The sequence below is a fragment of the Pseudomonas sp. SWRI22 genome, from assembly GCF_014268395.2.
GTDB lineage: Bacteria > Pseudomonadota > Gammaproteobacteria > Pseudomonadales > Pseudomonadaceae > Aquipseudomonas > Aquipseudomonas paracarnis.
Genome location: NZ_JABWQK020000001.1, coordinates 2,891,595 through 2,916,290, shown reverse-complemented (window position 1 = coordinate 2,916,290; position 24,696 = coordinate 2,891,595). Strand labels below are relative to the sequence as shown.

The following is a 24,696-nucleotide window of genomic DNA, read 5'->3' as shown; positions in this document are numbered from 1 at the left end:
TGTTACCCCTATAGAAGCATAAGGAGAATCACCATGTTGAGTTGGGCAATCACATTTCTGATCATCGCCATTGTGGCCGCAGTCCTGGGCTTCGGTGGTATCGCTGGCACCGCCACCGGCATCGCCAAGATCCTGTTTGTGGTCTTCCTGGTGATGTTTATCGCTTCGTTCTTCTTTGGTCGCAAAGGCCGAGGTTGAATATGGTCAGCCTGCCTTTTAAAGCCCTTGCTGCCGCCCTGCTGTTGGGCGGCAGCGGCCTGGCCATGGCCGCCAACGACGGTCAATCCCGGGCTAACGAATTGCTCAGCGCGGATCCGCAGTACCGTGAAACCTGGCAAGACGTGGTGAAGAAAGAGGAACGCCTGCCCGAATGGGTGATGAACCTGTCGGGCACGGCCGAGCAAATGAATGCCGTTGAGGAAGATGGCGACAAGTACTTGGTCGGGCCGCTTTGTGAAACCGCAGACACCTGCCTGAACAAGCGCCTGATCGTTGCCTTCAGCCTCGACAAGGAAGATGCCTATGCCATGTTAGTGGAAGTCCCGGCGGGTTTGCCAGCGGACAAGTCCCCGACACGGCACGCCGATTACCGTTTCCTCGGTAAGCCGGACGAGGGTATGCAAAAGCTGCTGATGGAACAGCTCAAGAAAGATCCGAATTGGTACTAGGTTCCGTGTGACGGAGCCGGCGTCCATAGAAGGAAGCCCTTGTGCTTCTTTCTGTTTGCATCGCTCCTTGAGTGATGCATGACCAGGGGGCCGGGTTGCTCTGATCGATCAGGATCGGCGTGACCTACGGGTACAGGGAGTACCTGCGCAAGGGCCGGGTCAGGCGAAAAGCTGCGACGCAAGTTCACAAGACCTCAAGCTTGCTGAACTTGCGGCGGGCTTATGACTCTCATTCCCGCGTTTCATGCCGCCTATAGCCGTAGTTTTGTTTTTTTGCGTGTGGCCAACCATTACTGGGTATGTCGGCGTGACCATCTATCGAGAATTTTTCAATCGCGCTATAGGATCTTTCCGGCCCTAGGTGATGGATTTCTCAGACATTTCTGTCAGCCAATCGAAGTCGTCCAGTATCTCTGCGCGAGCCTGATTTGGCTGCTTAACGGCATATTCACCCGCTCGAATGGCGGATACGAACTGACCGTTTGGACAAATATTTTCAAAAAAAGCCATGCCGATTCGGCATAGGGTAGGCGTTTACGGCATTAGACGTCGCTCCCTTGCATGGGAATAGTTGCGCCTTTTTTCGCCTGCCAGTAAGCCATTTCGGCCACGCTGCGGTGACCTTCCATGGAGGCAGATGCACACACTTTTTCGCTTTCGAGCGTTGCAGCTGGCGCATTTGCCGTAAGTCCACTTGAAGCAAGGGTAATGACATGAAGAAGGCAAAGCTAAGCCTCGCCTGGCAGATCCTCATCGGTTTGGTACTGGGCATTGCAATCGGTGCCGTGCTCAACCATTTCAGTGCTGAAAAGGCCTGGTGGATCAGCAATGTGTTGCAGCCGGCGGGCGATATCTTTATCCGCCTGATCAAGATGATCGTGATCCCGATTGTGATTTCTTCGCTGATCGTCGGCATTGCCGGTGTAGGCGACGCGAAAAAGCTCGGTCGTATCGGCGTCAAAACCATCCTCTACTTCGAAATTGTCACCACCATCGCCATCGTGGTGGGCCTGTTGCTCGCCAACCTGTTCCACCCAGGCGCGGGCATCGACATGAGTACCCTGGGTACCGTCGATATCTCCAAGTACCAGGCGACTGCCGCCGAAGTGCAGCATGAACATGCGTTCATCGAGACCATCCTCAACCTGATCCCCTCGAACATCTTCGCCGCAGTCGCCCGAGGCGAGATGCTGCCGATCATCTTCTTCTCGGTGTTGTTCGGCCTGGGCCTGTCGAGCCTCAAGCCTGAACTGCGCGAACCGCTGGTGACCATGTTCCAGGGCGTGTCCGAGAGCATGTTCAAAGTCACCCACATGATCATGAAGTACGCCCCTATCGGTGTATTTGCACTGATCGCGGTGACGGTCGCCAACTTCGGCTTCGCCTCGCTGCTGCCGCTGGCCAAGCTGGTGATCCTGGTTTACGTCGCGATCCTGTTCTTCGCCTTCGCGGTCCTGGGTTTGATCGCACGCCTGTTTGGCTTCTCGATCCTCAAGCTGATCCGCATCTTCAAAGATGAGTTGGTATTGGCTTACTCCACCGCCAGCTCCGAAACCGTGCTGCCGCGTGTGATCGAGAAGATGGAAGCCTACGGCGCGCCGAAAGCGATCTGCAGCTTCGTGGTGCCGACCGGCTATTCGTTCAACCTTGACGGTTCGACCCTGTACCAGAGCATCGCGGCCATCTTCATTGCCCAGCTGTATGGCATCGACCTGTCGATCGGCCAGCAACTGATGCTGGTACTGACCCTGATGGTGACCTCCAAAGGTATCGCCGGCGTGCCGGGCGTGTCCTTCGTGGTGTTGTTGGCGACTCTGGGCAGCGTGGGCATCCCACTGGAAGGCTTGGCGTTTATCGCCGGTGTCGACCGTGTGATGGACATGGCGCGTACCGCCCTGAACGTGATCGGCAATGCCTTGGCCGTACTGGTTATCTCCCGTTGGGAAGGCATGTACGACGACGCCAAGGGCGAGCGCTACTGGAATTCCCTGCCGCACTGGCGCAGCAAGGAAGCCCTGCCTACGGCACAAGCCACCCGTAGCTGATTGCAGATTGATCGAAAACAAACCCCGGAAAATTCCGGGGTTTGTCGTTTCTGCCAGCCCCGTTATCATTCGCCCCATCTTTCGGGGGACTTATCTGATGCTCAATGGCCTGTGGCTTGGCTTCTTTGTCGTGGCAATGGTGTCAGCACTGGCGCAATGGCTGGTGGGCGGTAACGCCGGGATCTTCGCGGCGATGGTCGAAAGCATTTTCGCCATGGCCAAATTGTCGGTGGAAGTCATGGTGCTGCTGTTCGGTACCCTGACGTTATGGCTGGGCTTTCTGCGGATTGCGGAAAAAGCCGGGATCGTCGATTGGCTGGCCAAGGCCCTCGGCCCGCTGTTTCGCCGCCTGATGCCTGAAGTGCCCGCCGGGCACCCCGCGATAGGTTTGATCACCCTCAACTTTGCCGCCAACGGCCTGGGCCTGGATAACGCCGCCACGCCCATCGGCCTGAAAGCCATGAAGGCGCTGCAAGAGCTCAACCCCATCCCCAATACGGCGACCAACGCTCAGATCCTGTTCCTGGTGCTCAACGCGTCCTCGCTGACGCTGTTGCCGGTGACCATTTTCATGTACCGCGCCCAGCAAGGCGCCGCGGACCCGACGCTGGTGTTCCTGCCGATCCTGCTGGCCACCAGCGCCTCGACCCTCGTGGGCCTGCTGTCGGTGGCGGTGATGCAGCGTCTGCGGCTGTGGGACCCTGTGGTGCTGGCCTATCTGGTCCCCGGCGCGTTGATGCTTGGTGGCTTCATGGCGCTGCTGGCGACCCTGTCTGCCACAGCGCTGGCCGGTTTGTCGTCGATCCTGGGCAACCTCACGCTGTTTGGCCTGATCATGCTGTTCCTGGTGATCGGTGCGTTGCGCAAGGTCAAGGTGTACGAGGCCTTTGTCGAAGGCGCCAAGGAAGGCTTCGACGTGGCCAAGAACCTACTGCCCTATCTGGTGGCGATGCTGTGTGCGGTTGGCGTGTTGCGTGCCTCGGGCGCCTTGGAGTTCGGCCTGGAAGGGATTCGCCATGTGGTGGCCTGGACTGGCCTGGATACGCGCTTTGTCGACGCTCTGCCGACCGCAATGGTCAAGCCGTTCTCCGGCAGTGCGGCACGGGCGATGCTGATCGAGACCATGCAGACCCAGGGTGTGGACAGCTTTGCGGCGTTGGTGGCGGCGACGATACAGGGCAGTACTGAAACCACGTTTTATGTGCTGGCCGTGTACTTCGGCTCGGTAGGCATCCAGCGGGCGCGGCATGCGGTGGGATGTGCGTTGTTCGCGGAGTTTGCTGGTGTGGTCGCGGCTATTTCGGTGTGCTACTGGTTTTTTGGTTAAGGCCACAATCGTTATCGCAGGCAAGCCAGCTCCCACAGTTTGATGTGTGAACGCAGTAAAATGTGGGAGCTGGCTTGCCTGCGATGAGGCCTTCAAGGTTTCAGAGCGGTATTGCCCTGGCTGACTACCCAATCCACCACCTGCTTATTCAACTGATCCCCAGCCTGGCCAAAAGCAGCCACCACCGCTGGCACCTTGGCGTCACTCACCGGCTGCCTCACTTCAAACCGGCGGCTGGCGATAATCCTTTGATCACGCCCACGCACCAATCGCGCGTCGAGGCGAATCACCACTTCCACCGCTTTGCCTCGATACTCACTCTGAAACGCCTGCAACTGCCCGCCCAGTTCATAGTCGGCTTGCAGGTTGGTCTCGTCGGTACTCAACAACGTCACGCGCCCGTCGCGCTGGAAGCCATCCAGCAGGCGATTACGCAGCAGCACCGGCGCCGGGTCGCTCCAGCGTGAATTCGCGTAGTTGCTGATCAAGTTGCCATCTGGCACTACGGCGATGCGCGGGCTATCGAGAAACTCGCTGGTCTGCGGCTTGGTCACGCGCAGCGACCAACTCACCGGCGTGCCTTGGCTGGCCGGTTGGGCGGACGCCAGGCGGTACACGTCCGAAGGGTCCGGCTTGGGCAGGATCGAGCACGCGCTGACCAGTGCCAGGGCCATGGGGACGATCATGTGGTAAGCACGCTTCATGGCGTGAACTCCTTGTTCTTGTCACTGCCCAGCAGGTAACCGCTGGGGTTGGCTTCCAGGCGGCGAGAGATGGCGCGCAGCGAGCCGAGGGTTTCACGCAGCTCGCGCACGGCTGGCGCCAGCTCGTTAAGGCCCTGCATGCCGCTGTTCACCGAGTCCTGGTTATTGGTCAGCAAGGTATTGATGGTGGCGGTGCTTTGCTCCAGGGATTTCATCGCCTGCTCGGCGCTCCCGAAGGCTTGCTTGCCTTGTTCACTGAGCAAACCATTGGCGCTGCGCATCAGCACGGTGGTTTGCTCCAGCGCCGCGCCCGCCTGTTTGCTCACCTGCATCAATTGCTGCATCACCACCTTGATGTCGCCGCGTTGCTCGGCAATGGCGCCGGTGGTTTGTTGCAGGTTATCCAAGGTGTTGCTCAGGCGTTCGACGTTTTCCCGCGAGAACAGGTGGTTGGCGTTGTGCAGCAGCAGGTTGACGCTGGTCATCAGGTCGTTGCTGTTATTGAGCAGGCGTGCGATAGGCGATGGCGACGCGATGATTTCCGGCAGGTTGCCGTCCTTGCCCTTGAGCTCCGGGCTCTGCGGGGTGCCCCCACTGAGCTGGATGATCGAGGTGCCGGTGATACCGGTCAGGGCCAGTTTGGCCTGGGTGTCTTCCTTGATTGGCGTTTGCCCGGCCAGGCGGATGCGCGCCAGGACGCGGCGTGGGTCTTTGGGGTCCAGACGCAGGCTGATGACATCGCCCACCTTGATGCCGCTGTACTGAACCGCACTGCCCTGGGACAGGCCGCTGACCGCTTCGTTGAAGATCACTTCGTAATCCTGGAAGGCGGTATCGACGCTGGACTTGGCCAGCCACAGGCCAAACAGCATCGCGCCGACCACCACAATTACGCTGAACAGTCCGATCATCACATGATGGGCTCGGGTTTCCATGTCATACCTCGTTGAGCGATTGAGCGGCATCCAATGCCGCGCGGCCCCGGGGGCCGTGGAAATATTCGTGAATCCAGACGTCGTCCGTTTCCGAAACGACATCGATGGCGTCGGCCACCAGCACTTTCTTCTGCGCCAGCACCGCCACACGGTCGGTGATGGTGTACAGCGTGTCGAGGTCGTGGGTGACCAGGAACACACTCAAGCCCAACGCATCGCGCAGGGTGAGGATCAGTTGGTCGAATTGCGCCGCGCCAATGGGGTCGAGACCGGCGGTGGGTTCGTCCAGGAACAGGATGTCCGGGTCCAAGGCCAGTGCGCGGGCCAGGGCGGCACGTTTGATCATGCCGCCGGACAACGAGGCCGGGTATTTATCGGCCGCCGACAGCGGCAACCCTGCCAGGGCCAGCTTGACCGCCGCCAAGTGCTCGGCATCGGCGCGGCTGAGGCCGGCGTGCTCGATCAATGGCAGAGCCACGTTCTCGGTCACCGTCAGCGAGGAAAACAGCGCGCCCTTCTGGAACAGTACGCCAAAGCGGCGTTCTACCAGTGAGCGTTCATGTTCAGGCAGGCTCGGCAGGTTTTTGCCGAACACCCGTACTTCGCCTTCGCTGGGGCGCCGCAGGCCAACGATGCTGCGCAACAACACGGATTTACCGCTGCCAGAGCCCCCCACCACCGCCAGGATCTCGCCTTTGTACAAATCCAGGTCGAGGTTCTCATGCACGCTTTGGCTGCCAAAGCGATTGCACAAGCCACGCACTTCAATCACCGCCTCAGTGGGCGCACGGTGTAGACGACTCACCAGCCCATCTCCATGAAAAACATCGCCGCGACCGCATCCAGCACGATCACTACAAAGATCGATTGCACCACGCTCGATGTGGTATGCGCGCCGACTGACTCGGCACTGCCGCTGACTTTGAAACCTTCCAGGCAGCCAATGGCCGCGATCAAAAAGGCAAAGATCGGCGCCTTCACCATGCCCACCAGAAAGTGCTGCACGCCAATGTCCGATTGCAGCAGCGAAAGAAACATCGCCGGCGAAATATCCAGGGCCACCGCACACACCACGCCACCGCCGACGATCCCCGAGAGCATCGCCAGGAAAGTCAGCATCGGCAACGCCACCAGCAGCGCCAGCACGCGCGGCAATACCAACAGCTCCATGGGGTCCAGGCCCAGGGTACGGATGGCGTCGATTTCTTCGTTGGCTTTCATGGAGCCGATTTGCGCGGTGAATGCACTGGCGGTACGGCCGGCGATGAGGATTGCGGTGAGCAACACGCCGAATTCACGCAGGAAGGAGAACGCCACCAGGTCCACGGTAAAGATCGTCGCGCCGAAGCTCTTGAGCACGGTGGCGCCGAGAAAGGCCACGACGGCGCCGACCAGAAAGGTCAGCAGCGCGACGATAGGCGCCGCATCCAGGCCCGTCTGTTCGATGTGGGCGACCATGGGCGTCAGGCGCCAGCGCTTGGGCCGCCAAATACCGCGAGCGAAGGTTTCGAGGATCAGGCCGATAAAGCCCAACAGCTTCATTGCGTCTTGCCAGACCGTGTCTACTGCGCGGCCGATGCGAGCCAACACTTGAATGCCGGCGGCCTCTTCCGGCTCTTTGATCGGTACGCAAAAGTCATTCAGGGAGCGGTAGACGGTCTTGAGCAGTGCACGGTCGGCGGCTGCCAGGGTGCAATCAGTCTGTTCGGCAGAATGTTCGATGCGTGCAGGACCCAGCAGCTCCACCAGCAGTGAGGCGCCGGCGGTATCCAGCGCACCGAGACCGTTGAGGTCAATGCGGGCGCCGGCGTCGTATTGGCCGTCGAGTGTGGCCGACAGCTTCTTCAGGTGGGCGTAGTGGGCCAGCGTCCAGTCGCCGGTAATCCGTAGCGAAGGCGGGGTGCTGGACGTATCAAGATGGGCCGCGCCGGCCGTCGTGCGAGTGGTCATAAGCTCCGAGCTTGTTTGGCTATCCACAATTGCTACGTAATAGCACGATCCGGCTTACTTTGGGTTGTCCGCTTGTGCTGTGTCTATCACCTTGAAGCGCAGAACGCCTATGACTTGGCCGTCTTCGGTGAGCACCTGCACTTGCCAGCGCCCCACGGCGTCACCCGGGAAATTCTGCTTGTGGGTCCAGGCGCGATAGCCCTCCTTGCGCCCACCATGGATGTCCAGGGCAATGCGGTCGACTTCCTGGCCGTTGAATTTCCACACATGGTAGATCCGCTCATCCAGCCCGCGTGGTGCGTTGATGGCGGTGTACGCATACAGCCCACCGCTGCGCAATTGGGCGGCGGTGACTTGCTTGAGGTCGTCGCCCGGCGTGCGGTCTTGCAGTTGGGTGCTGATGGCGACTTCGGTCATCCACAGGGTGGCGGGCGGTACCCAGCTGCGCAGGAACCAGCCGGCGCAGCCGATGGCGGCCGTTACCCCCAGCAGCATCGCCCAGCCCTTGAGGCTACGCAGCGGCAGGCTGACGGCCAGGCTCGGGATCGACAGGACCATGGCCACGCCCAACGCCAGTTTGTAACTCTGGGCGGTGGTCAGGTGCATGATGATCGGCAGTGCGGTCAGCAACGCGGCGAATAGGGTCAGGGTGTGCAGGGCCAGGAACAGCGAGCGTTTGGGCGCCAGCCATTTGTAATACAGCGGGTCGATGATCGACACCAGCGCCGCTGCGCCGAGCAGGCCAGTGAACAACGATTGGCCGCTGTTCCAGGCGGTGGTGACGAAAAAGAACGGCAGGACGAAAAACAGACTTTCCTGGTGGATCATCTGGGTGGCGTAGCGCAGCAGCGGTTCAGGGATCTCGCGATTGAAGACTTTGGTGAACAGTTGCGTAAAGCTGTTCTCCAGCATCAGCCACAACCAGCTCACCAGCATGATCACCGCGATCCAGCTGGCCATGCCCTGCTGGCGGTCTACCAAGATGAAGCTGCCCACCCCCGAGATGAAACCGCCGAGTGCGATCACCCCTGGGTAGCGCTTGATCAGTTCTATAACGCGCTGGATGAGGGGCGGCAAGTTCGGCATGGGCGGTTCACTGGTTGTGGGAAAAATCTCAGACAGAATAACGCCTTGGCCCGATATTCTGCGCCTCATTACTCAACAGGTTTGCGATAAAGCCTCAGGCCGATCAAACCAAGGATGATCAGGCCCAGTACGCCCGCACCGATCCAGGTCAAGGCGTCATAACTCAACAGCGGTTTTTCGATGCGCCAGTAGCCCGGCTGCTGGAACGCTTCGCGCATGGCCTGGTTGGTTTGCGCCAGGCTCACGGCCTTGATGCGTTTGACCGGGTCGCTGAAACGTCCATTGGAGTAGTCGCCGGCCGCACTCCAGTAATAGTCGGCCAGTGCGCTGTTGCCTTGCACTGCCCAGGCTTGGCGGGCAATGGCGGCTTGTTGCAGGCGTGTGAATACCGTTGGGTCGAGGCCATCCTTGAGCAACTGGGCCTTGAGGTCTTGCAAGACCTGCTCGGCTTCAGGGAGGTTTTCTCGCTCAAGGTCGGCATTCAGGCTGAGGAACCCAACGCCGCCGAGCACTTCGCGTTCCACCCACGGGCCGTAGGACAAACCGTGCTTGAGGCGCAGTTGCCGGTAAAGCGCCCAGTCGAGGTAGTCCTTGAGCAGGTTGTAGGTTTCATCATGCTGGTCGTCCAGCACCGGCTCTGGGAACAGCCAGTGCAGCTTGGCGCCATCGCCCACCCAGCCGCGGATCAGGTCGCGGTGGCCGGCGGCGGTATGCTGGATTTCCGGGAGGGGGCGATGTTCGCTCGGCTCCACTGGGTCGAGTTGACCATAGGTGCGTTCCAGGTAGGCGGGCAGCAGTTTGTCGAGATCGCCCACGACGATCAGGGTCATGTTGTTCGGCGCGTACCATTCTTTGCGCAGCTTCTCCAACTGGTCGCGGGTGAGGTGGCTGACCTCGGCGCGTTCGGCGCACTTGAGGCCCAACTCCACGGCCAGTTGGTTGCTGGCGCTGTGACCGAGGTCCTGGCGATCCAGCAGGCGTTGCAAGTGTGAATAATGGCCACCGTCTTCGCGCTCCACCACTTGCTTGGCGGCATTGATATGGGCGTCGGTCAGTTGCGTGCGCGTGAGGATTGCCAGCAGCAGGTCCAGCACCTTGCGTTGGTTCTGCGCGGGCGCCTCGATCACGAAGGTGGTGTCGGCGTTGCTGGTGTAGGCGTTCCACTCGCCGCCCAGGGCTTGCATGCGGTCTTCGAGGTCGCCTTCGCCGCCGCCGTCGATACCGCTGAACAGCAAGTGCTCGAACAAGTGCGGCAGCTCTTTTTCTTCGCAACCGAAGTCGTCCAGGCCCACACCAACCACCAGGCGAATAGCGACATGCCCACGCTCGGTGCCGGGTTTGAGCAGCAGTTGCAGGCCGTTGGGCAAGGTGTAGCCCTCGACTTGCAGGCGGTCAAAGGCAAAGGCGTGTACCGAGCCCAAGAGCAGGCAGGCGAGTAACAGGCGACGCATAGCAAGCTTCCTGGCGAATGAGGTCCACTGTTTACTGACTTCGCTCGCGGGCGTACGTTCAGGGCGAATGGGTAATGTCGGCAATACTTTCAGCCGAGAGCGCGCCAGTGTCGGACGTTTCCAACACTACATAAGCACTGCTGCAGAACAACGAGTTCAAGCGTTTCATGTCGGCAATCAGTTCCAAGTGCAGGGAACTGGTTTCCAGGCTCTGCACGATCTTGCGCTGCAGGCGGCTGACATGGGCGTGGGCCAGGCGGCGTTCCTGGGCGCGGAAGCGGCGCTTTTCGCGCAGTAATTGGCGGGCGCTTTCCGGGTCGCCGCTGAGAAACACCGACAGGCCCAGGCGCAGGTTGGCGATCAACTGGCTGTGCAGGCCACTGAGTTCCTCCAGGCCCACTTCGGAAAATTGCCGGCGTTGCGAAGTCTTCTGTTGCTGGACTTTGCGCAGCATGCGTTCGATCAGGTCACCGGCCAATTTCAAGTTGATTGATAGCTCGATGATTTCGGCCCAGCGGCGGTTGTCCTGTTCACTCAGGTCTTCACGGGGCATTTGCGCCAGGTAGAGTTTGATCGCGCTGTAGAGCGCTTCGACATCATCGCTCAGGCTGCGCATTTCTTGGGTAACGGCGGTTTGATTGCCGCGCAGCACTTCCTGCATCGAAGTGAGCATATTGTCGATCAAGTCACCCAGGCGCAGGGTTTCGCGGGCGGCGTTCGCCAGGGCCAGGCTTGGGGTATTCAATGAGGCCAGGTCCAGATGGCGTGGCTTGGCCTTGCCATTGGTTTCGGGGCGTTCCGGCAGCAGCCATTCGCACAGGCGTGCCATGGGCCCGATGGTGGGTAACAGGATCAGGCAGCGGCTGACGTTGTAGAGCAGGTGGAAGGTGATGACCATGCCCTGGACGCTGTAGTCCAGGCCGTCCATCCAGCCTACGAGCGGGTCGAGCACCGGAATGATCAGCAACAGACCGATCAATTTGTACAACAGGCTGCCCAGGGCCACTTGACGACCGGCAGTGTTTTGCATGCTGGTGCTGAGAAAAGCCAGTACACCGCTGCCGATGTTGGCGCCGATCACCAAGCCGATGGCCACGTGCAAGCCGATCACGCCGGCACCGGCCAGTGTGGCCGTGAGCAACACCGCAGCAAGGCTGGAGTAGGAAATCATGGCGAACAGCGCGCCGACCAGGGCGTCCAGCAAGATATCGCCGGTCAGCGAAGCGAAGATGACTTTGACGCCCTGGGCATGGGTAATTGGCCCGGCGGCTTCGACGATCAATTGCAGCGCGAGGATGATCAGGCCCAGGCCGATCCCGACCCGGCCCAACTGCCCTGCCCGCGTCTGCTTGCGCGACAGGAAGAAAATCACCCCGAGGAATATCAGCAGCGGCGACAGCCAGGACAAATCGAACGTCAGCACCCGCGCCATCAAGGCCGTACCGACGTCGGCGCCAAGCATGGTGGCCAAGGCCGGCGTGAGGCTCATCAGCCCCTGGCCGACGAACGAAGTCACCAGCATCGCGGTGGCGTTACTGCTTTGCACCATGGCCGTCACCAGGATACCGGCGACAAATGCCAGCCAGCGCTTGGACATGTTCTGCCCGATGACTTGGCGCAAATTGGAACCGTAGACCCGCAGGATGCCGGTTCGGACGATATGCGTGCCCCAGATAAGCAGGGTCACGGCGGAAAGCAGATTGAGCAAGGTCAGCATGCTCGGCCCCCCGTGTGGGTGCGCTCCAGCAGGAGCGAAGGAAAGTTACCGCGTGCCGCTCTACGTCTTGTACCTAAGCTGTAGTTGGCGAATGGGCTCTGCGCCAGCATCGCATAGCTAAACTCGGGATTGAAACAAAACTGTCATGAAGATCGTTCCCCACGCTCGGCGTGGGAACGCATCCTGTGACGCTCTGCGTCACTTTGCGGACGCGGAGCGTCCGAGAGGGCATTCCCACGCGGAGCGTGGGAACGATCACTCGCGGGTCAAATTTACTGACCCGGAATGTCCTTGCGCAGTTTCACTGGGTCCTGCTGTTTCTTCTTTTTCGCGATGGCGGTACGCATCTTGATGTTCACCGCTTCCACCGCCAGCGAGAACGCCATGGCGAAGTAGACGTAGCCTTTTGGCACGTGTACGTCGAATGATTCAGCGATCAGCACGGTACCCACGACCAGCAGGAACGACAGCGCCAGCATTTTCAGCGACGGGTGCTTGTCGATGAACTCGCTGATAGTGCCGGCAGCCAGCATCATCACCAATACCGCAACGACGATGGCGGCAACCATCACCGGCACGTGGGAAACCATGCCGACGGCGGTAATCACCGAGTCCAGGGAGAACACGATGTCGATGATGGCGATCTGGATAATGGTGTAGATGAACTTGCCACCGGCGCCTTTGGGCTCGTCTTGGGTTTCATCTTCACCCTCCAGCGCGTGGTACATCTCCTGGGAGCTTTTCCACAGCAGGAACAGACCACCGAAGAACAGGATCAGGTCACGACCGGAGATGCCCTGGCCAAACACCACGAACAGGTCGGCGGTCAGTTGCATGACCCAGGTGATCGACAGCAGCAACAGGATGCGCGTGACCATGGCCAACGCCAAGCCGAAGATCCGAGTGCGTGCGTGCATATGCTTGGGCATGCGGCTGACCAGGATCGAAATCATGATGATGTTATCGATGCCCAGGACGATCTCAAGGGCCGTCAGGGTGAAGAAGGCAATCCAGATTTCCGGATTGGTCAGCCATTCCATGTGTATTCCTTTGAGCAAGTGTTAACCGCGCAAGCCGTAGCGCCGCGCGGTGAGTGAGTCGGTACGATTATAGAGTGCTGAACAGCGGAAAAATCCCCATCAGCAATGCGGCGAACATTATGCACAGGCACACCAACACTGCCCACTTGAGCGTGAAGCGCTGGTGATCGCCGAATTCGATACCCGCCAGAGCAACCAGCAAGTACGTCGAGGGTACCAGTGGGCTGAGCAAATGCACGGGTTGCCCGACGATCGACGCCCGCGCCATTTCCACCGCGGTGATGCCGTAATGGCTGGCAGCTTCGGCCAGTACCGGCAGTACGCCGTAGTAGAACGCATCGTTGGACATGAAGAAGGTGAACGGCATGCTCACCAGCGCGGTGATCACCGCCAGGTAAGGGCCCATCGCTTCGGGGATGACCGCCAACAGGCTCTTGGACATGGCGTCGACCATGCCGGTGCCCGACAGGATGCCTGTGAAGATACCGGCGGCGAAGATCAAGCCCACCACCGCCAATACGCTACCGGCGTGAGCCGCGACGCGGTCTTTCTGCTGCTGCAGGCATGGGTAGTTGACGATCATGGCGATACTGAACGCCACCATGAACAGCACCGGCAGCGGCAACAGGCCGGCAATCAGGGTGCACATCAACGCCAGGGTCAGGGCGCCGTTGAACCAGATCAGTTTCGGACGGCGAGCGTCGGGGAATTGCGACACGCTGATTTCGCTGTGGTCGATCTCGTCGCCCTGCAGGTGCAATTCACCCAGGCGCGCACGTTCGCGCTTGCCGTACATGTAGGCAATCACCAGGATCGCCACCACACCGGCGGCCATGGCCGGGATCATCGGTACGAAGATGTCCGACGGGTCTACATGCAGCGCACTGGCGGCGCGTGCCGTCGGGCCGCCCCAGGGGGTCATGTTCATGACGCCACCGGCGAGAATGATCAGGCCCGCCATGATCCTTGGGCTCATGCCGATGCGCTGGTACAGCGGCAGCATGGCCGCGACGCAGATCATGTAGGTGGTGGCACCGTCACCGTCCAGAGAGACCACCAGGGCCAGTACCGCGGTGCCGACCGACACCTTGAGCGGGTCGCCCTTGACCATCTTGAGGATCTTGCGCACGGCCGGGTCGAACAGGCCGGAGTCGATCATCAAGGCAAAATAGAGAATGGCGAACATCAGCATCACGCCGGTCGGCGCAAGCTTGGTGATGCCTTCGAGCATCATCGGGCCGATCTTCGGTGCGAAACCGCCGAACAGCGCGAACAGGATCGGCACGATGATTAAGGCGATCAGCGCGGACAGGCGCTTGGTCATGATCAGGAACATGAACGTGATGACCATGGCAAAGCCAAGGAAAGTCAGCATAGGAATACTCCAGGCGTAGCGCGGCTAGGGAATGGCGGACCGAGTGGCGGTCAGCGCAGAACGAAAGGCACGAGGCGTACGGGTGGAGTTGGAGCGAACAGGCGGGTACGAGCGGACATCGGGAATCACCATTGTTGTTGTTAACAGCCGGTCTGTTGCCGGCAGTGAGGGCGATCCTAGACGGGGAAGCTTTCAGCCAGCTTTCGCTGAGAAAACAGCTGATGAAGGGCAGGCACTCGTTCTTCAGGTTGACGCAGAACAAAATGTGGCTGGCTTGCTTTTGTAGGAGCGAGCTTGCTCGCGAAAAACGTCAACGATAACGCGCGCTTCCTATAGAAACGCGGCGCCTGTTAGTTTTTCGCGAGCAAGCTCGCTCCTACAAGGGCAAGCCAGCTTACACAGTGGTGTTCAGGGCAGTTCGAGGCCACCGGCGGCTTTATGCAGCGCTCGTAGGTGTTCACCTACTTGTTTGAGGTTGGCTTCACAGGCGGCAATCTCGGCGGCGCGGGATGGATCGAGCAGCGCCCTCACCTCTTTATCCAGCTCGCCGGTCAACGACTGCAACTGCTTCTGGCGTTCGGCGCTCTCCGATTCCAGGCGTTTGGCTTCTGAGGGTTGCGGCAGGCCATAACCTCCACTGTCCAGCAACTCGGCCGGGCGACTCAGGAAGCCGCTGTTGGCGAGAATTTGCTGCAGCGTGTTGTTGGCTTTCTCCATGCCGCCGTATTTCAGCTCGCGGGCATTGAGATAGCGTTGTTTGACCTCATCCTGGGCGAGCATCAGTTGTTTGCGATAGCTGGCCTGCTCCAGCAGCAACAGCGCGGCGCTGGTACGCAGGTCGGCCTGGCTGAACCATTGGCGACGCGCTTGCGCATCCAGGGACAACCAGTCTTCGACCTGGGTCTGCTTGATCGGCAGTTGCTTGCGCAGCACATCGAACATGGCCTGGTAGCGCTCGCGGAACGAGTCGAAGTGATACCCCAGCCGCAGTGCCTCGCGCTTGTCATTCAATACGCTGGTATCGGCCATGCCGCGGGCGCTGAGCACTTCCAGCAAACCGTTGGGGGTGATGTTGTCCAGGCCAGTCAATTGCGGGTTGGCGCTGCCGCTGCGCAACAGTTTCAGGCTTTCGACCGCACAGTTGTTGGAGATAAAGAAGTAGTTGCCGTCATAGCTCCAGTGCATCTCAGCCGCATGTTCGACGGTGTCGTTGATTTCCTGGCGGCTGAGCTTCAGCGGCACCGACGCCAGGCCACGCAGTTCGGTTTTGGTGTACTCATCAATGACCTGGGCCAGCGGCAGTACGAACAGCCGCGACGGGTATTTGCCCACCAGGCCATCCCAGCTCGACAGCTGGACGTCACCGACGAAGGCACGGTAAGACAGCACCAGATGCCGGTCCAGATCCAGCCGGCAATCCGGGCCACGCGGGCGGCCTGGAGCGCAAATCACCAGGCGCAACATGCTATGGCCCCAACGGCTCACCAGGTTCTGGTTGGCTTCGGCAAGCAGATAGTCGATTTCATACACGCGTTCCGGATCGATCTGGCCCAAGGGCGTCTTGGCGAAATCGTTGCCCGCGTTCAGGAAGGCATAGGTGCTGGCGCAGGTGTCCTGTCCGGGCGGTGCCCAGCCGAAGTGATCCTTGTAATAACGGAACAGCGCGGGGCGGCGACAGGCGTAGCTGGGGTCCAGGAGGAAGTACTCCATGTTGACTGCTACGAATTCCAGCGGGCTGGTGGTTTCGTAGATGTCCGGGCTGCGTACCACCTGATGGTTGTGCTGCTCACGCTCGCCGCGGCGACCGACATATTGTGGCCAGCCGGCGAGGTCCAGCAGGCGCGGGTCGTCACTGAGGGTAAAGCGGCGGTCGTTCTGGCCACGGCACTGGTCGGGCAAGCCGATCAAGCCGGTGATGTTGTTCTGACGGCTGCAGCGCTGGATCAGCGTGCGCTCGTCCTGGGACCACAGGCGCGCACGGTCATAGATGTGGGTCAGTTCATGCAGCACGGTGGCGAGCATTTCCCGGCGCACAGTACCGTGGGGGCGATTGGTTTTCTGGGTGGCGGCGCTGCCGTCAGTCAGGCTGGCGAGCAGGTTCTGGTTGAGGTCCAACTCGGACACCAGGGACGCCTGGCCGTAGGCGTTGTCAGGCATCTTGTCGGTCCAGCCGACATCAATACGTCGGTCCAATTGCTCGACAAAGCGCGGCGGCAAGGAGCGCAGCGCTTCATCCAGCAATGCCTGGCTGGCCTGCTGTTCGGCCGGGCTCAAGCCTTCGGTCTTGAGCCGCAGTTGCAGGCCGGCCTGGGCTGTACTTGCACACAGCAGCACGGCCCCGGCCAGGAGCCAGGTTTTGAGACGCCTCACAGAGCGAGGATAGCTTCGGCGAGGGTCTGGTCGCTGGCATTACGGGCTTCTGGCACGCGGGTGCGAAGGGTATCGAACGCGGCTTCCAGCTGGGCGCCACGGATCTCGCCATTGGTGGCGACGAAACTGGCGGCGTCATCGTGGGCTTCGCGCACGATCTTGGAGTCGCGGATGGAGGTGGTGGTGTCCGAGGTGAAGTCAATGGTGCGCGCCGAGGCGCGCACGACGATGTTGCTGGTGGCCTTCAAGGTTTGCGCCTGGGCGACATCGGCCAAAAACAGCAGGCCGAGGGCGGCGACGATCAGCGGGCTACGCATGGGGTGACTCCAATGACAAAGATAGAAATACAACGATGATTATTGGACGAGAATTGCCTGCGCCAGTTCAAGGTCGCTTGCATGAAGTTTTGGCTGGGTACGGCGTAGATAGTCCAGCGCGGACTCCAGGCGTGCGCCCCGCCATTGGCCGTCAGTGGCAATGAAAGCGGCAGCATCATCCCGAGCGGCCATGACCAACTTATTGTCGAACGGCGCAGAGGTCACTTTGCTGGTGGCATACCCGCTGACAACAGTGCTCTGGGTGGACACATCCAACGCTGAAGCCAGGGGTGACCAGCAGGCGCAAAACAGTACAGGAACAATCAATAAACGGTATGAAAAAGCCATGGGACTCGACAACTGAAAGCGAGCGCCAAGGCTAGCGCAACGGCCGGGCGAGAGCCAGCACCGAGCCAGACGGGAGCGGCGGGCGCCCCGTCTGGTTGCCGTGGATCAGATAGCCAGGATGGCCTGTGCCAGCTGTGCATCGGTAGCGGTATTCAATTGCGGCGCTTGTTGACGGATCTGGGCCAGGGCGCTTTCCAGTTTCACGCCACGGATGGCGCCTTCGCTGGCGACAAAGCTGGCGGCGTCATCTCGGGCGGCTTGTACGACCTTGTTGTCGCGCAGGGATGAAGTGGCATCAGACGTGGCATCGGAGGTTGCCTTCAGAGCGCCGACGATCGAGTCGGTCGTCATGATCAGGCTGCTCGCGTTGGCATTGGCAGCCAGGGTCAGCACAGCGGCAGTGCACAGCAGGCGAAGACGGGTCATGGGGTAACTCCTGTAGACGAATAATAAGGTGGCGCGAAACGGCCACAATGAAACGGACTGGGACTGTCGAGCATCAGACGCACGCTCTACAGGGTTCGCCACGTGGTGAGTGGATATTAGGCGTGTACCGGGCTATTCGGAAGCCTGCAATTAAACTGTACCTGTCATATTCTTCTAATTTTAAACTGTATCTGTAGGTTTGGATTGAGCCATTCCAATGCGCTGTCGCAGATACAACAAAGCCCGCCTCCGGTTACCCGGGGCGGGCTTTGCTTTGACAAATCAGGGTGCTGGCAGTGGACCCGTGAGGTCAGGGCCAGCGGGCGCCACTTAGCGCCAGAACGGCTTGCTCAGCTCTTCGTAGCGTTGAGCTTCGCTGATACCGGCGTCAGCCAGCAGACGCGAATCCAGGCGAGCCAGTTGGTGGCGGCTGGAGATGCGGCGCTGCCACAACATCAGGTTGGCGAGAACGCGCAAAGGCAGGGAAGCCTGGGTGTTTACAGCTTTTTCTTCGAAGAACAGTTCGGAACTGAGTGTACGTTCCATGATGACATCCTTCCGCTTGTGGCGGGATTAGGTAGTGGTTTAACTGATGCCAATGATCCTCTTCCGAGGCAAGACTCTCTAGATACAGTTCACCTGTATTGTGAGAGGCCAGTTAACTGTTTAACGAGGCTGTACGGTACGAAATTGGGGCAACTGTACCTGTGCGCACTTAAAGGGTGCGAAATTGCTATTTTTGAGCATGGGTGTGGGATATTTCGGTAGGAAATGACCGGTACAGCAGTACAGTTTTTTTCATAAGTGTGTGTGGGTTCACCGAGCTGATCAAACTGTCTTTGCATCAGCCCGGATCTGTACTCATCAAGCCTTGAGCATGTGCCCGGTTTCTTCCAGATTGATGTGCCAACTCAGTGCTTCGCGCAGGATGTGCGGCGTATGCCCGCCGATGGCGCAGGCCGCATCGAAGTAAGTGTTGAGCGCATCGCGATAGGCAGGATGCACGCAGTTATCGATGATGACCCGGGCGCGCTCCCGTGGCGCCAGGCCCCGCAGATCGGCAAGGCCTACTTCGGTGACGAGAATGTCCACGTCATGTTCGGTGTGGTCCACATGGCTGACCATCGGTACCACGCTGGAAATCGCGCCGCCTTTGGCAATGGACTTGGTAACGAAGATCGCCAGGTGCGCATTGCGGGCGAAATCCCCGGAGCCACCGATGCCGTTCATCATCCGCGTGCCGCAGACATGGGTGGAGTTGACGTTGCCGTAGATATCGAACTCCAGCGCGGTATTGATGCCGATGATGCCCAGGCGGCGTACCACTTCAGGGTGGTTGGAAATTTCCTGCGGGCGCAGCACCAATTTGTCTTTGTAGTGCTCCAGGTTGCCGAACACATCGGCATTACGCCGCTCCGACAAGGTAATCGAACTGCCGGAGGCAAAGCTCAGCTTGCCGGCGTCGATCAGGTCAAAGGTCGAATCCTGCAACACTTCCGAGTACATGGTCAGGTCTTCGAACGGCGACTCGATCAATCCGCACATCACTGCGTTGGCAATATTGCCGATGCCGGCTTGCAGCGGGCCGAGTTTGTTGGTCATGCGCCCGGCATCGACTTCTTGCTTGAGGAAGTTGATCAGGTGATTGGCGATGCCTTGGGTGTCGCTGTCAGGCGGCGTTACCGTAGAGGCGGAGTCCGCCTGGTTGGTGATGACGATGGCGACGATCTTCTCGGGCGGGATCGGAATCGCGGTGCTGCCAATACGGTCGTCGACTTTCACCAGCGGGATTGGCGTGCGCGTCGGCCGGTAGGTCGGGATGTAGATGTCGTGCAGCCCTTCCAGGTTCGGGTTGTGCGCCAGGTTGATCTCGACGATCACCTGTTTGGCAAAAATCGCGAAGCTGGCCGAGTTGCCTACGGAAGTGGTGGGCACGATATGCCCCTGCTCAGTGATCGCGACGGCTTCGATCACGGCGATGTCTGGCAATTTGAGCTGATTGTTGCGCAGTTGCTCGACGGTTTCCGACAGGTGCTGGTCGATAAACATCACCTCGCCGGCATTGATCGCCTTGCGCAGGGTGCTGTCGACTTGAAAGGGCATGCGTCGTGACAGTACGCCGGCTTCGGTCAACTGCTTGTCCAGGTCATTGCCCAGGCTGGCGCCGGTCATCAGGGTAATTTTGAGCGGCGAAGTCTTGGCGCGTTCGGCCAGGGCGTGGGGGACGGCCTTGGCTTCACCGGCACGGGTGAAGCCGCTCATGCCGACGGTCATGCCGTCCTCGATCAGTGCAGCGGCGTCTGCCGCGCTCATGACCTTGTTCAACAACGAAGGCAAGCGGATACGATCACGGTACATGAATTGTTATCTCTGGCTACGGAAAGCAAGGTGGGCAGTGTAGTGATTTCAAAAAGTTTCGGCCCGCTACCATGGTCGAATGCCAGGTCGCGATTTAGAGCCTTTGGTCGGGTTTCATGTGTGTGCAAAGCGGGACGCGGAACACCCCGTTTCCACGCAGAACGGGGGAACCATAAAAAAACCCCAGCCTACGTGAGGCCAGGGTTTCGGGTATTGCGCTGGCGCAGTGTTATTCGACGGCTTTGACCATGTCTTCGATGACCTTCTTGGCATCACCGAACACCATCATGGTCTTGTCCAGGTAGAACAACTCGTTATCCAGGCCCGCATAGCCGCTGGCCATCGAGCGCTTGTTGACGATGATGGTCTTGGCCTTGAACGCCTCGAGGATCGGCATGCCGGCGATGGGTGAGTTCGGGTCGTTCTTGGCGGCCGGGTTGACCACGTCGTTGGCGCCCAATACCAGCACCACGTCGGCCTGGCCGAACTCGGAGTTGATGTCTTCCATCTCGAACACCTGGTCGTAAGGCACTTCGGCCTCGGCCAGCAATACGTTCATGTGCCCTGGCATACGGCCCGCCACCGGGTGGATCGCGTACTTTACGGTGACGCCGTGGTGGGTCAGCTTCTCAGTCAGCTCCTTGAGCGCGTGTTGTGCCCGCGCGACCGCAAGGCCGTAGCCTGGGACGATAATCACGGTGTCCGCGTTGGTCAGCAGGAAGGTGGCGTCATCAGCGGAGCCGGACTTCACCGGGCGTGCTTCTTTGGAGCCCGTCGCAGCGCCAGCATCCGGCGCATTGCCGAAACCGCCCAACAGCACATTAAAGAAGGAGCGGTTCATCGCTTTGCACATGATGTACGACAGGATCGCGCCGCTGGAGCCCACCAGGGAACCGGCGATGATCAGCATCGAGTTGTTCAGCGAGAAACCGATGCCCGCCGCTGCCCAGCCGGAGTAGCTGTTGAGCATCGACACCACCACGGGCATGTCGGCGCCGCCAATCGGGATGATGATCAGCACACCCAGCACGAAGGCCAAGGCCAGCATCAGCGCGAACGCAGTGAGGTTGCCGGTGAACATGAACGCCAAGCCCAGGCCCAGGGTTGCGAGGCCGAGCACCAGGTTCAGTTTGTGTTGGCCGCCGAACTGTACCGGTGCGCCTTGGAACAGGCGGAACTTGTACTTGCCCGACAGCTTGCCGAATGCGATCACCGAGCCGGAGAAGGTGATTGCACCGATAGCGGCACCGAGGAACAGTTCCAGGCGGTTACCGGCCGGTATCGAATCGCCCAAGTGCTTGACGATGCCCAGGGACTGCGGCTCGACCACGGCGGCAATGGCGATGAACACCGCTGCCAGGCCGATCATGCTGTGCATGAAGGCGACCAGCTCGGGCATCTTGGTCATTTCAACACGCTTGGCCATGATCGAGCCGGCGGTACCGCCAACCAATAGGCCAACGATGACGTAGCCGATACCGGCAGTCGCCAGTTCAGCCCCCAGCTTATAGATGAGGCCGACGGTAGTGAGTACCGCCAGCGCCATGCCGAGCATGCCGAACAGGTTGCCGCGCCGCGAAGTGGTCGGGTGCGAGAGGCCTTTGAGGGCCTGGATGAAACAGATCGACGCGATCAGGTAGAGCGTCGTCACGAGATTCATGCTCATTACTTGGGCGCCTCTTCTTTTACTTTCGGGGCTTTCTTCTTGAACATTTCAAGCATTCTGCGGGTGACCAGGAAGCCACCGAAGACATTTACCGCCGCCAGGGCCACGGCCAGTGTGCCCATAGTCTTGCCCAACGGGGTGACGGTCAGCGCGGCAGCCAGCATGGCGCCGACGATGACAATCGCGGAAATGGCGTTGGTCACGGCCATCAGCGGCGTGTGCAATGCGGGTGTTACGTTCCAGACCACGTGATAACCGACATAAATCGCCAGCACAAAGATGATCAGGTTGTAGATACCGGGGGAGATAAGCTCTTCCATCGTCTGAATCCCTGCTTAGGCGTTTTTGCGGATGACTTGGCCGTCGCGGCACATCAGGCACGCGGCGACGATGTCGTCTTCGAGGTTGATTTCAAACTGCCCTTCCTTGGTGAAGACCAGCTTCAGGAAGTCCAGCAGGTTGCGCGCATACAAGGCCGACGCATCGGCGGCGACAGCGCCCGCCAGGTTGGTCGGGCCGCAGATGATCACGCCGTTTTCCACCACGACCTGGTCGGCCACTGTCAGCGGGCAGTTGCCACCTTGGGCTGCAGCGAGGTCAATGACCACCGAGCCGGGTTTCATCTGCGCTACGGTATCGGCGCTGAGCAGGGTCGGAGCCTTGCGGCCCGGGATCAGGGCGGTGGTGATGACGATATCGGCCTGTTTGGCGCGTTCGTGCACGGCCAGGGCCTGGCGCTGCATCCAACTGGTGGGCATCGGGCGTGCGTAGCCCCCGACACCGACGGCGCATTCACGCTCTTCATCGGTTTCGTAGGGAACGTCGACAAACTTGGCGCCCAGGGATTCGATCTGCTCCTTAACCGCCGGGCGTACGTCGGACGCTTCGATCACCGCGCCCAGGCGCTTGGCCGTGGCGATGGCTTGCAGGCCCGCCACGCCGGCGCCAAGGATCAGTACGCGTGCGGCTTTTACAGTGCCGGCAGCAGTCATCAGCATCGGCATGAAGCGCGGGTAGTGGTGAGCGGCCAGCAACACGGCCTTGTAACCGGCGATGTTGGCTTGCGAAGACAGCACATCAAGGCTTTGAGCGCGTGAAGTGCGCGGCGCGGCTTCCAGGGCGAAGGCGGTGATGCCGCGCTCGGCGAGCTTGGCGATGGTTTCGTTGCTGAACGGATTGAGCATGCCCACCAATACGGTGCCACTTTTGATCAGCGCAAGTTCGCTGTCGCTGGGGGCAACCACTTTGAGAATCAGCTCGGCGCCAAATGCGTCGTTGGCGCTGCCAATGGTGGCGCCTGCCGTTTCATAGGCACTGTCGACGATGCTGGCATTGATGCCTGCGCCGCTTTGTACAGTGACCTTATGGCCCTGGCCGATCAGCTTCTTGATGGTTTCCGGGGTGGCAGCCACCCGCGTTTCACCGGTCTGGGTTTCGAGAGGAACACCAATGTGCACGTCAAATCTCCTGCATGATCTTTTTGCTTTTGATCTTTTTGTAAAAAGGCCAGTGCACCGCGAGTGGTGCAACTGGGGCGGCCGATCAGCACGATCCCGCTGAAATGACAGCGGGGCGCGGCATTTTGCAGGCGAACTTTACGGCCATCAAGGGATTATGACGGGTGACGAAAAATTAACTACAAGTCACCCTGTGACTGATTGTCGCAACAGGCTGAAATAACCTCTTTAAATACAGGTCTTTAAAGGCGTTCAGGCGTTTTCGGTCCGTTTTTCCATTGCCAGTGTGAATAGTCGTGCATTGACCGGTAAGAGTCGCTACGAGCCATGAAATACATGGCTTTTAGCCTTATTTTTGGCTGACAAGTACAGTCTGTTTAAATGCGACATATACGTACATCTGTAGGCTCTTAATTTATTTGACTACAAAGTCAGTAATTGCGCTTTGTCCTTCATTTACTTGGGTTGTAGCGTCTTGACTGGTCGACCAGCCAGTCCCTGAATGCATGCAGAGAGGCAGATTCGACCTTTCTGTCAGGAATCATCAGGTAATAAGCCTTTTCGCTGGTCAGTGCTTCAGTGCTGGCGATTACCAATTGTTGCTCCTTCAGCTCCTGCTGGATGAGGAAAGGAGGGATCAGTGCGATGCCCATGTCATGTATGGCCGCTTGAGACAGCATCGAGAATAGCTCGTATCGAGGGCCTGTCATGTCGCGAGGGATGCTCAGTTGTTGGGCGTTGAACCATTGGCGCCAGGCGTAGGGGCGTGTGGTCTGCTGCAGCAGTGGCAGCTCGGCGATCTGTTGAGGGGTGAAGTGCGTGCGGTCGCCGAGTAAGCGCGGGCTGCAGACCGGTACTGGGTTTTCGCCCATCAGCCTGTGGGATTGCGTACCCGACCAATCGGCATCTCCGAAGTAGATCGCCGCATCGAACTCGGTATCGGCGAACAGGAAGGGGCGTGTGCGGTTCGTCAGGTTCACCGTGACTTCCGGGTGCTGATGTTGAAAGTCCTTCAGGCGTGGGATCAGCCACTGCGTGCCGAAGGTGGGCACCACCGCCAGTTCGATCACATTGGCGCCTTGCTGGCCCATTACCGACAAGGTGTCGCGCTCCACGGCGTCCAGCTGTGTTGCAACCCTACGGCTATAAGACAGCCCCGCCTCCGTCAGCTTCACGCCGCGGCGTGAGCGGCGAAACAGCTCGACACTCAAAAACTCCTCCAGGCTGGCGATCTGTCGGCAAATCGCGCCTTGGGTGATGGAAAGCTCCATTGCTGCCTTGGTGAAGCTCTCATGGCGGGCTGCTGCCTCAAAGCTGATGAGTGCGGTGGTACTGGGGATTTTCCGGCGCATGTACATTGCCCTCACAGATAAAGCGCATTTATGGGCTTTTTGAGTGTTACGAAGTGAGAAATTAGCACAAGCCTATGCAAAAACCTCGTTTGCCCTCTGCGCAG

The 24,696-nt window shown here is 59.6% G+C and carries 23 protein-coding genes; 4 read left to right on the top strand and 19 right to left on the bottom strand.

Annotated elements, in window-relative coordinates; genetic code table 11:
* Positions 1-33 precede the first annotated feature (33 nt).
* From HU730_RS12740 to HU730_RS12725, 4 genes are all read left to right on the top strand, one after another.
* Positions 34-198 (top strand): DUF1328 domain-containing protein, encoded by a 165-nt coding sequence (locus HU730_RS12740; RefSeq protein ID WP_003187386.1) that lies wholly within the window; start codon positions 34-36, stop codon positions 196-198.
* Between the two features lie 2 nt (positions 199-200).
* Positions 201-668 (top strand): inhibitor of vertebrate lysozyme family protein, encoded by a 468-nt coding sequence (locus HU730_RS12735; RefSeq protein WP_034129242.1) that lies wholly within the window; start codon positions 201-203, stop codon positions 666-668.
* Positions 669-1,381: 713 nt separating this feature from the next.
* Complete coding sequence (gltP, locus tag HU730_RS12730) at positions 1,382-2,713, top strand: glutamate/aspartate:proton symporter GltP (protein ID WP_003187390.1); 1,332 nt, start codon at positions 1,382-1,384, stop codon at positions 2,711-2,713.
* A 97-nt stretch (positions 2,714-2,810) separates the two neighbouring features.
* On the top strand, positions 2,811-4,040 hold the full coding sequence (locus HU730_RS12725) for a spore maturation protein (RefSeq protein WP_186527003.1): 1,230 nt from the start codon (positions 2,811-2,813) through the stop codon (positions 4,038-4,040).
* Positions 4,041-4,132: 92 nt separating this feature from the next.
* Here HU730_RS12725 and lptE read toward each other — a convergent pair whose 3' ends face one another.
* The 19 genes from lptE to HU730_RS12630 form a co-directional block, all read right to left on the bottom strand.
* Entirely contained in the window at positions 4,133-4,744 is a 612-nt protein-coding gene (gene lptE, locus HU730_RS12720) for an LPS assembly lipoprotein LptE (RefSeq protein ID WP_070415401.1), read from the bottom strand.
* A complete protein-coding gene (locus HU730_RS12715) occupies positions 4,741-5,679 on the bottom strand; it encodes an MlaD family protein (protein WP_003187394.1) in 939 nt (312 codons plus the stop codon). Before HU730_RS12715 ends, lptE begins: the two co-directional genes overlap by 4 nt.
* Position 5,680: 1 nt before the next feature.
* Positions 5,681-6,484 (bottom strand): ATP-binding cassette domain-containing protein, encoded by an 804-nt coding sequence (locus HU730_RS12710; RefSeq protein ID WP_186527002.1) that lies wholly within the window; start codon positions 6,482-6,484, stop codon positions 5,681-5,683.
* Entirely contained in the window at positions 6,481-7,629 is a 1,149-nt protein-coding gene (locus tag HU730_RS12705) for an ABC transporter permease (protein WP_034129245.1), read from the bottom strand. The genes HU730_RS12710 and HU730_RS12705 overlap by 4 nt, the downstream gene beginning before the upstream one ends.
* Before the next feature lie 54 nt (positions 7,630-7,683).
* The gene (locus HU730_RS12700) at positions 7,684-8,715 is read right to left on the bottom strand and encodes a DUF5924 family protein (RefSeq protein ID WP_003187399.1); all 1,032 of its coding nucleotides are present in this window, start codon (positions 8,713-8,715) and stop codon (positions 7,684-7,686) included.
* Between the two features lie 68 nt (positions 8,716-8,783).
* Complete coding sequence (locus HU730_RS12695) at positions 8,784-10,166, bottom strand: pitrilysin family protein (protein ID WP_060763820.1); 1,383 nt, start codon at positions 10,164-10,166, stop codon at positions 8,784-8,786.
* Between the two features lie 58 nt (positions 10,167-10,224).
* Complete coding sequence (locus tag HU730_RS12690) at positions 10,225-11,883, bottom strand: Na/Pi cotransporter family protein (protein ID WP_003187402.1); 1,659 nt, start codon at positions 11,881-11,883, stop codon at positions 10,225-10,227.
* A 272-nt stretch (positions 11,884-12,155) separates the two neighbouring features.
* A complete protein-coding gene (locus HU730_RS12685) occupies positions 12,156-12,923 on the bottom strand; it encodes a TerC family protein (protein ID WP_186527001.1) in 768 nt (255 codons plus the stop codon).
* 67 nt (positions 12,924-12,990) lie between these two features.
* Positions 12,991-14,298, bottom strand: a complete 1,308-nt coding sequence (locus HU730_RS12680) for a CitMHS family transporter (RefSeq protein ID WP_003187405.1) — start codon at positions 14,296-14,298, stop codon at positions 12,991-12,993.
* A gap of 408 nt (positions 14,299-14,706) precedes the next feature.
* A complete protein-coding gene (locus HU730_RS12675) occupies positions 14,707-16,668 on the bottom strand; it encodes a DUF4105 domain-containing protein (protein ID WP_186527000.1) in 1,962 nt (653 codons plus the stop codon).
* Positions 16,665-16,985, bottom strand: a complete 321-nt coding sequence (locus HU730_RS12670) for a DUF2388 domain-containing protein (protein WP_186526999.1) — start codon at positions 16,983-16,985, stop codon at positions 16,665-16,667. Before HU730_RS12670 ends, HU730_RS12675 begins: the two co-directional genes overlap by 4 nt.
* 39 nt (positions 16,986-17,024) lie before the next feature.
* Positions 17,025-17,333: a DUF2388 domain-containing protein gene (locus HU730_RS12665; RefSeq protein WP_034129249.1), complete on the bottom strand. Its 309-nt coding sequence runs from the start codon at positions 17,331-17,333 to the stop codon at positions 17,025-17,027.
* Positions 17,334-17,438: 105 nt separating this feature from the next.
* Positions 17,439-17,759 carry a DUF2388 domain-containing protein gene (locus HU730_RS12660; RefSeq protein ID WP_034129250.1) on the bottom strand — a complete coding sequence of 107 codons (321 nt, stop codon included), beginning with the start codon at positions 17,757-17,759 and terminating at the stop codon, positions 17,439-17,441.
* A 330-nt stretch (positions 17,760-18,089) separates the two neighbouring features.
* Complete coding sequence (locus HU730_RS12655; RefSeq protein ID WP_003187413.1) at positions 18,090-18,305, bottom strand: DUF1127 domain-containing protein; 216 nt, start codon at positions 18,303-18,305, stop codon at positions 18,090-18,092.
* A 318-nt stretch (positions 18,306-18,623) separates the two neighbouring features.
* On the bottom strand, positions 18,624-20,117 hold the full coding sequence (locus tag HU730_RS12650; protein ID WP_003187414.1) for an acetyl-CoA hydrolase/transferase family protein: 1,494 nt from the start codon (positions 20,115-20,117) through the stop codon (positions 18,624-18,626).
* 229 nt (positions 20,118-20,346) lie between these two features.
* A complete protein-coding gene (locus tag HU730_RS12645) occupies positions 20,347-21,783 on the bottom strand; it encodes an NAD(P)(+) transhydrogenase (Re/Si-specific) subunit beta (protein ID WP_054920888.1) in 1,437 nt (478 codons plus the stop codon).
* Positions 21,783-22,103 carry an NAD(P) transhydrogenase subunit alpha gene (locus HU730_RS12640; protein WP_003187417.1) on the bottom strand — a complete coding sequence of 107 codons (321 nt, stop codon included), beginning with the start codon at positions 22,101-22,103 and terminating at the stop codon, positions 21,783-21,785. The genes HU730_RS12645 and HU730_RS12640 overlap by 1 nt, the downstream gene beginning before the upstream one ends.
* Positions 22,104-22,118: 15 nt before the next feature.
* Positions 22,119-23,240, bottom strand: a complete 1,122-nt coding sequence (locus tag HU730_RS12635; RefSeq protein WP_034129252.1) for a Re/Si-specific NAD(P)(+) transhydrogenase subunit alpha — start codon at positions 23,238-23,240, stop codon at positions 22,119-22,121.
* Positions 23,241-23,692: 452 nt separating this feature from the next.
* Positions 23,693-24,592, bottom strand: a complete 900-nt coding sequence (locus tag HU730_RS12630; RefSeq protein WP_034129262.1) for a LysR family transcriptional regulator — start codon at positions 24,590-24,592, stop codon at positions 23,693-23,695.
* Positions 24,593-24,696: the final 104 nt, after the last annotated feature.

What these genes read in the sequence shown, in the direction of transcription:
- HU730_RS12650 (WP_003187414.1), bottom strand. Translation starts at nt 20,117, where the DNA reads ATGTACCGTGATCGTATCCGCTTGCCTTCGTTGTTGAACAAGGTCATG.
- HU730_RS12665 (WP_034129249.1), bottom strand. Translation starts at nt 17,333, where the DNA reads ATGGCTTTTTCATACCGTTTATTGATTGTTCCTGTACTGTTTTGCGCC.
- HU730_RS12735 (WP_034129242.1), top strand. Translation starts at nt 201, where the DNA reads ATGGTCAGCCTGCCTTTTAAAGCCCTTGCTGCCGCCCTGCTGTTGGGC.
- HU730_RS12645 (WP_054920888.1), bottom strand. Translation starts at nt 21,783, where the DNA reads ATGAGCATGAATCTCGTGACGACGCTCTACCTGATCGCGTCGATCTGT.
- HU730_RS12715 (WP_003187394.1), bottom strand. Translation starts at nt 5,679, where the DNA reads ATGGAAACCCGAGCCCATCATGTGATGATCGGACTGTTCAGCGTAATT.
- HU730_RS12685 (WP_186527001.1), bottom strand. Translation starts at nt 12,923, where the DNA reads ATGGAATGGCTGACCAATCCGGAAATCTGGATTGCCTTCTTCACCCTG.
- HU730_RS12700 (WP_003187399.1), bottom strand. Translation starts at nt 8,715, where the DNA reads ATGCCGAACTTGCCGCCCCTCATCCAGCGCGTTATAGAACTGATCAAG.
- gltP (WP_003187390.1), top strand. Translation starts at nt 1,382, where the DNA reads ATGAAGAAGGCAAAGCTAAGCCTCGCCTGGCAGATCCTCATCGGTTTG.
- HU730_RS12695 (WP_060763820.1), bottom strand. Translation starts at nt 10,166, where the DNA reads ATGCGTCGCCTGTTACTCGCCTGCCTGCTCTTGGGCTCGGTACACGCC.
- HU730_RS12660 (WP_034129250.1), bottom strand. Translation starts at nt 17,759, where the DNA reads ATGACCCGTCTTCGCCTGCTGTGCACTGCCGCTGTGCTGACCCTGGCT.
- HU730_RS12690 (WP_003187402.1), bottom strand. Translation starts at nt 11,883, where the DNA reads ATGCTGACCTTGCTCAATCTGCTTTCCGCCGTGACCCTGCTTATCTGG.
- HU730_RS12705 (WP_034129245.1), bottom strand. Translation starts at nt 7,629, where the DNA reads ATGACCACTCGCACGACGGCCGGCGCGGCCCATCTTGATACGTCCAGC.
- HU730_RS12640 (WP_003187417.1), bottom strand. Translation starts at nt 22,103, where the DNA reads ATGGAAGAGCTTATCTCCCCCGGTATCTACAACCTGATCATCTTTGTG.
- HU730_RS12740 (WP_003187386.1), top strand. Translation starts at nt 34, where the DNA reads ATGTTGAGTTGGGCAATCACATTTCTGATCATCGCCATTGTGGCCGCA.
- HU730_RS12680 (WP_003187405.1), bottom strand. Translation starts at nt 14,298, where the DNA reads ATGCTGACTTTCCTTGGCTTTGCCATGGTCATCACGTTCATGTTCCTG.
- lptE (WP_070415401.1), bottom strand. Translation starts at nt 4,744, where the DNA reads ATGAAGCGTGCTTACCACATGATCGTCCCCATGGCCCTGGCACTGGTC.
- HU730_RS12725 (WP_186527003.1), top strand. Translation starts at nt 2,811, where the DNA reads ATGCTCAATGGCCTGTGGCTTGGCTTCTTTGTCGTGGCAATGGTGTCA.
- HU730_RS12670 (WP_186526999.1), bottom strand. Translation starts at nt 16,985, where the DNA reads ATGCGTAGCCCGCTGATCGTCGCCGCCCTCGGCCTGCTGTTTTTGGCC.
- HU730_RS12655 (WP_003187413.1), bottom strand. Translation starts at nt 18,305, where the DNA reads ATGGAACGTACACTCAGTTCCGAACTGTTCTTCGAAGAAAAAGCTGTA.
- HU730_RS12630 (WP_034129262.1), bottom strand. Translation starts at nt 24,592, where the DNA reads ATGCGCCGGAAAATCCCCAGTACCACCGCACTCATCAGCTTTGAGGCA.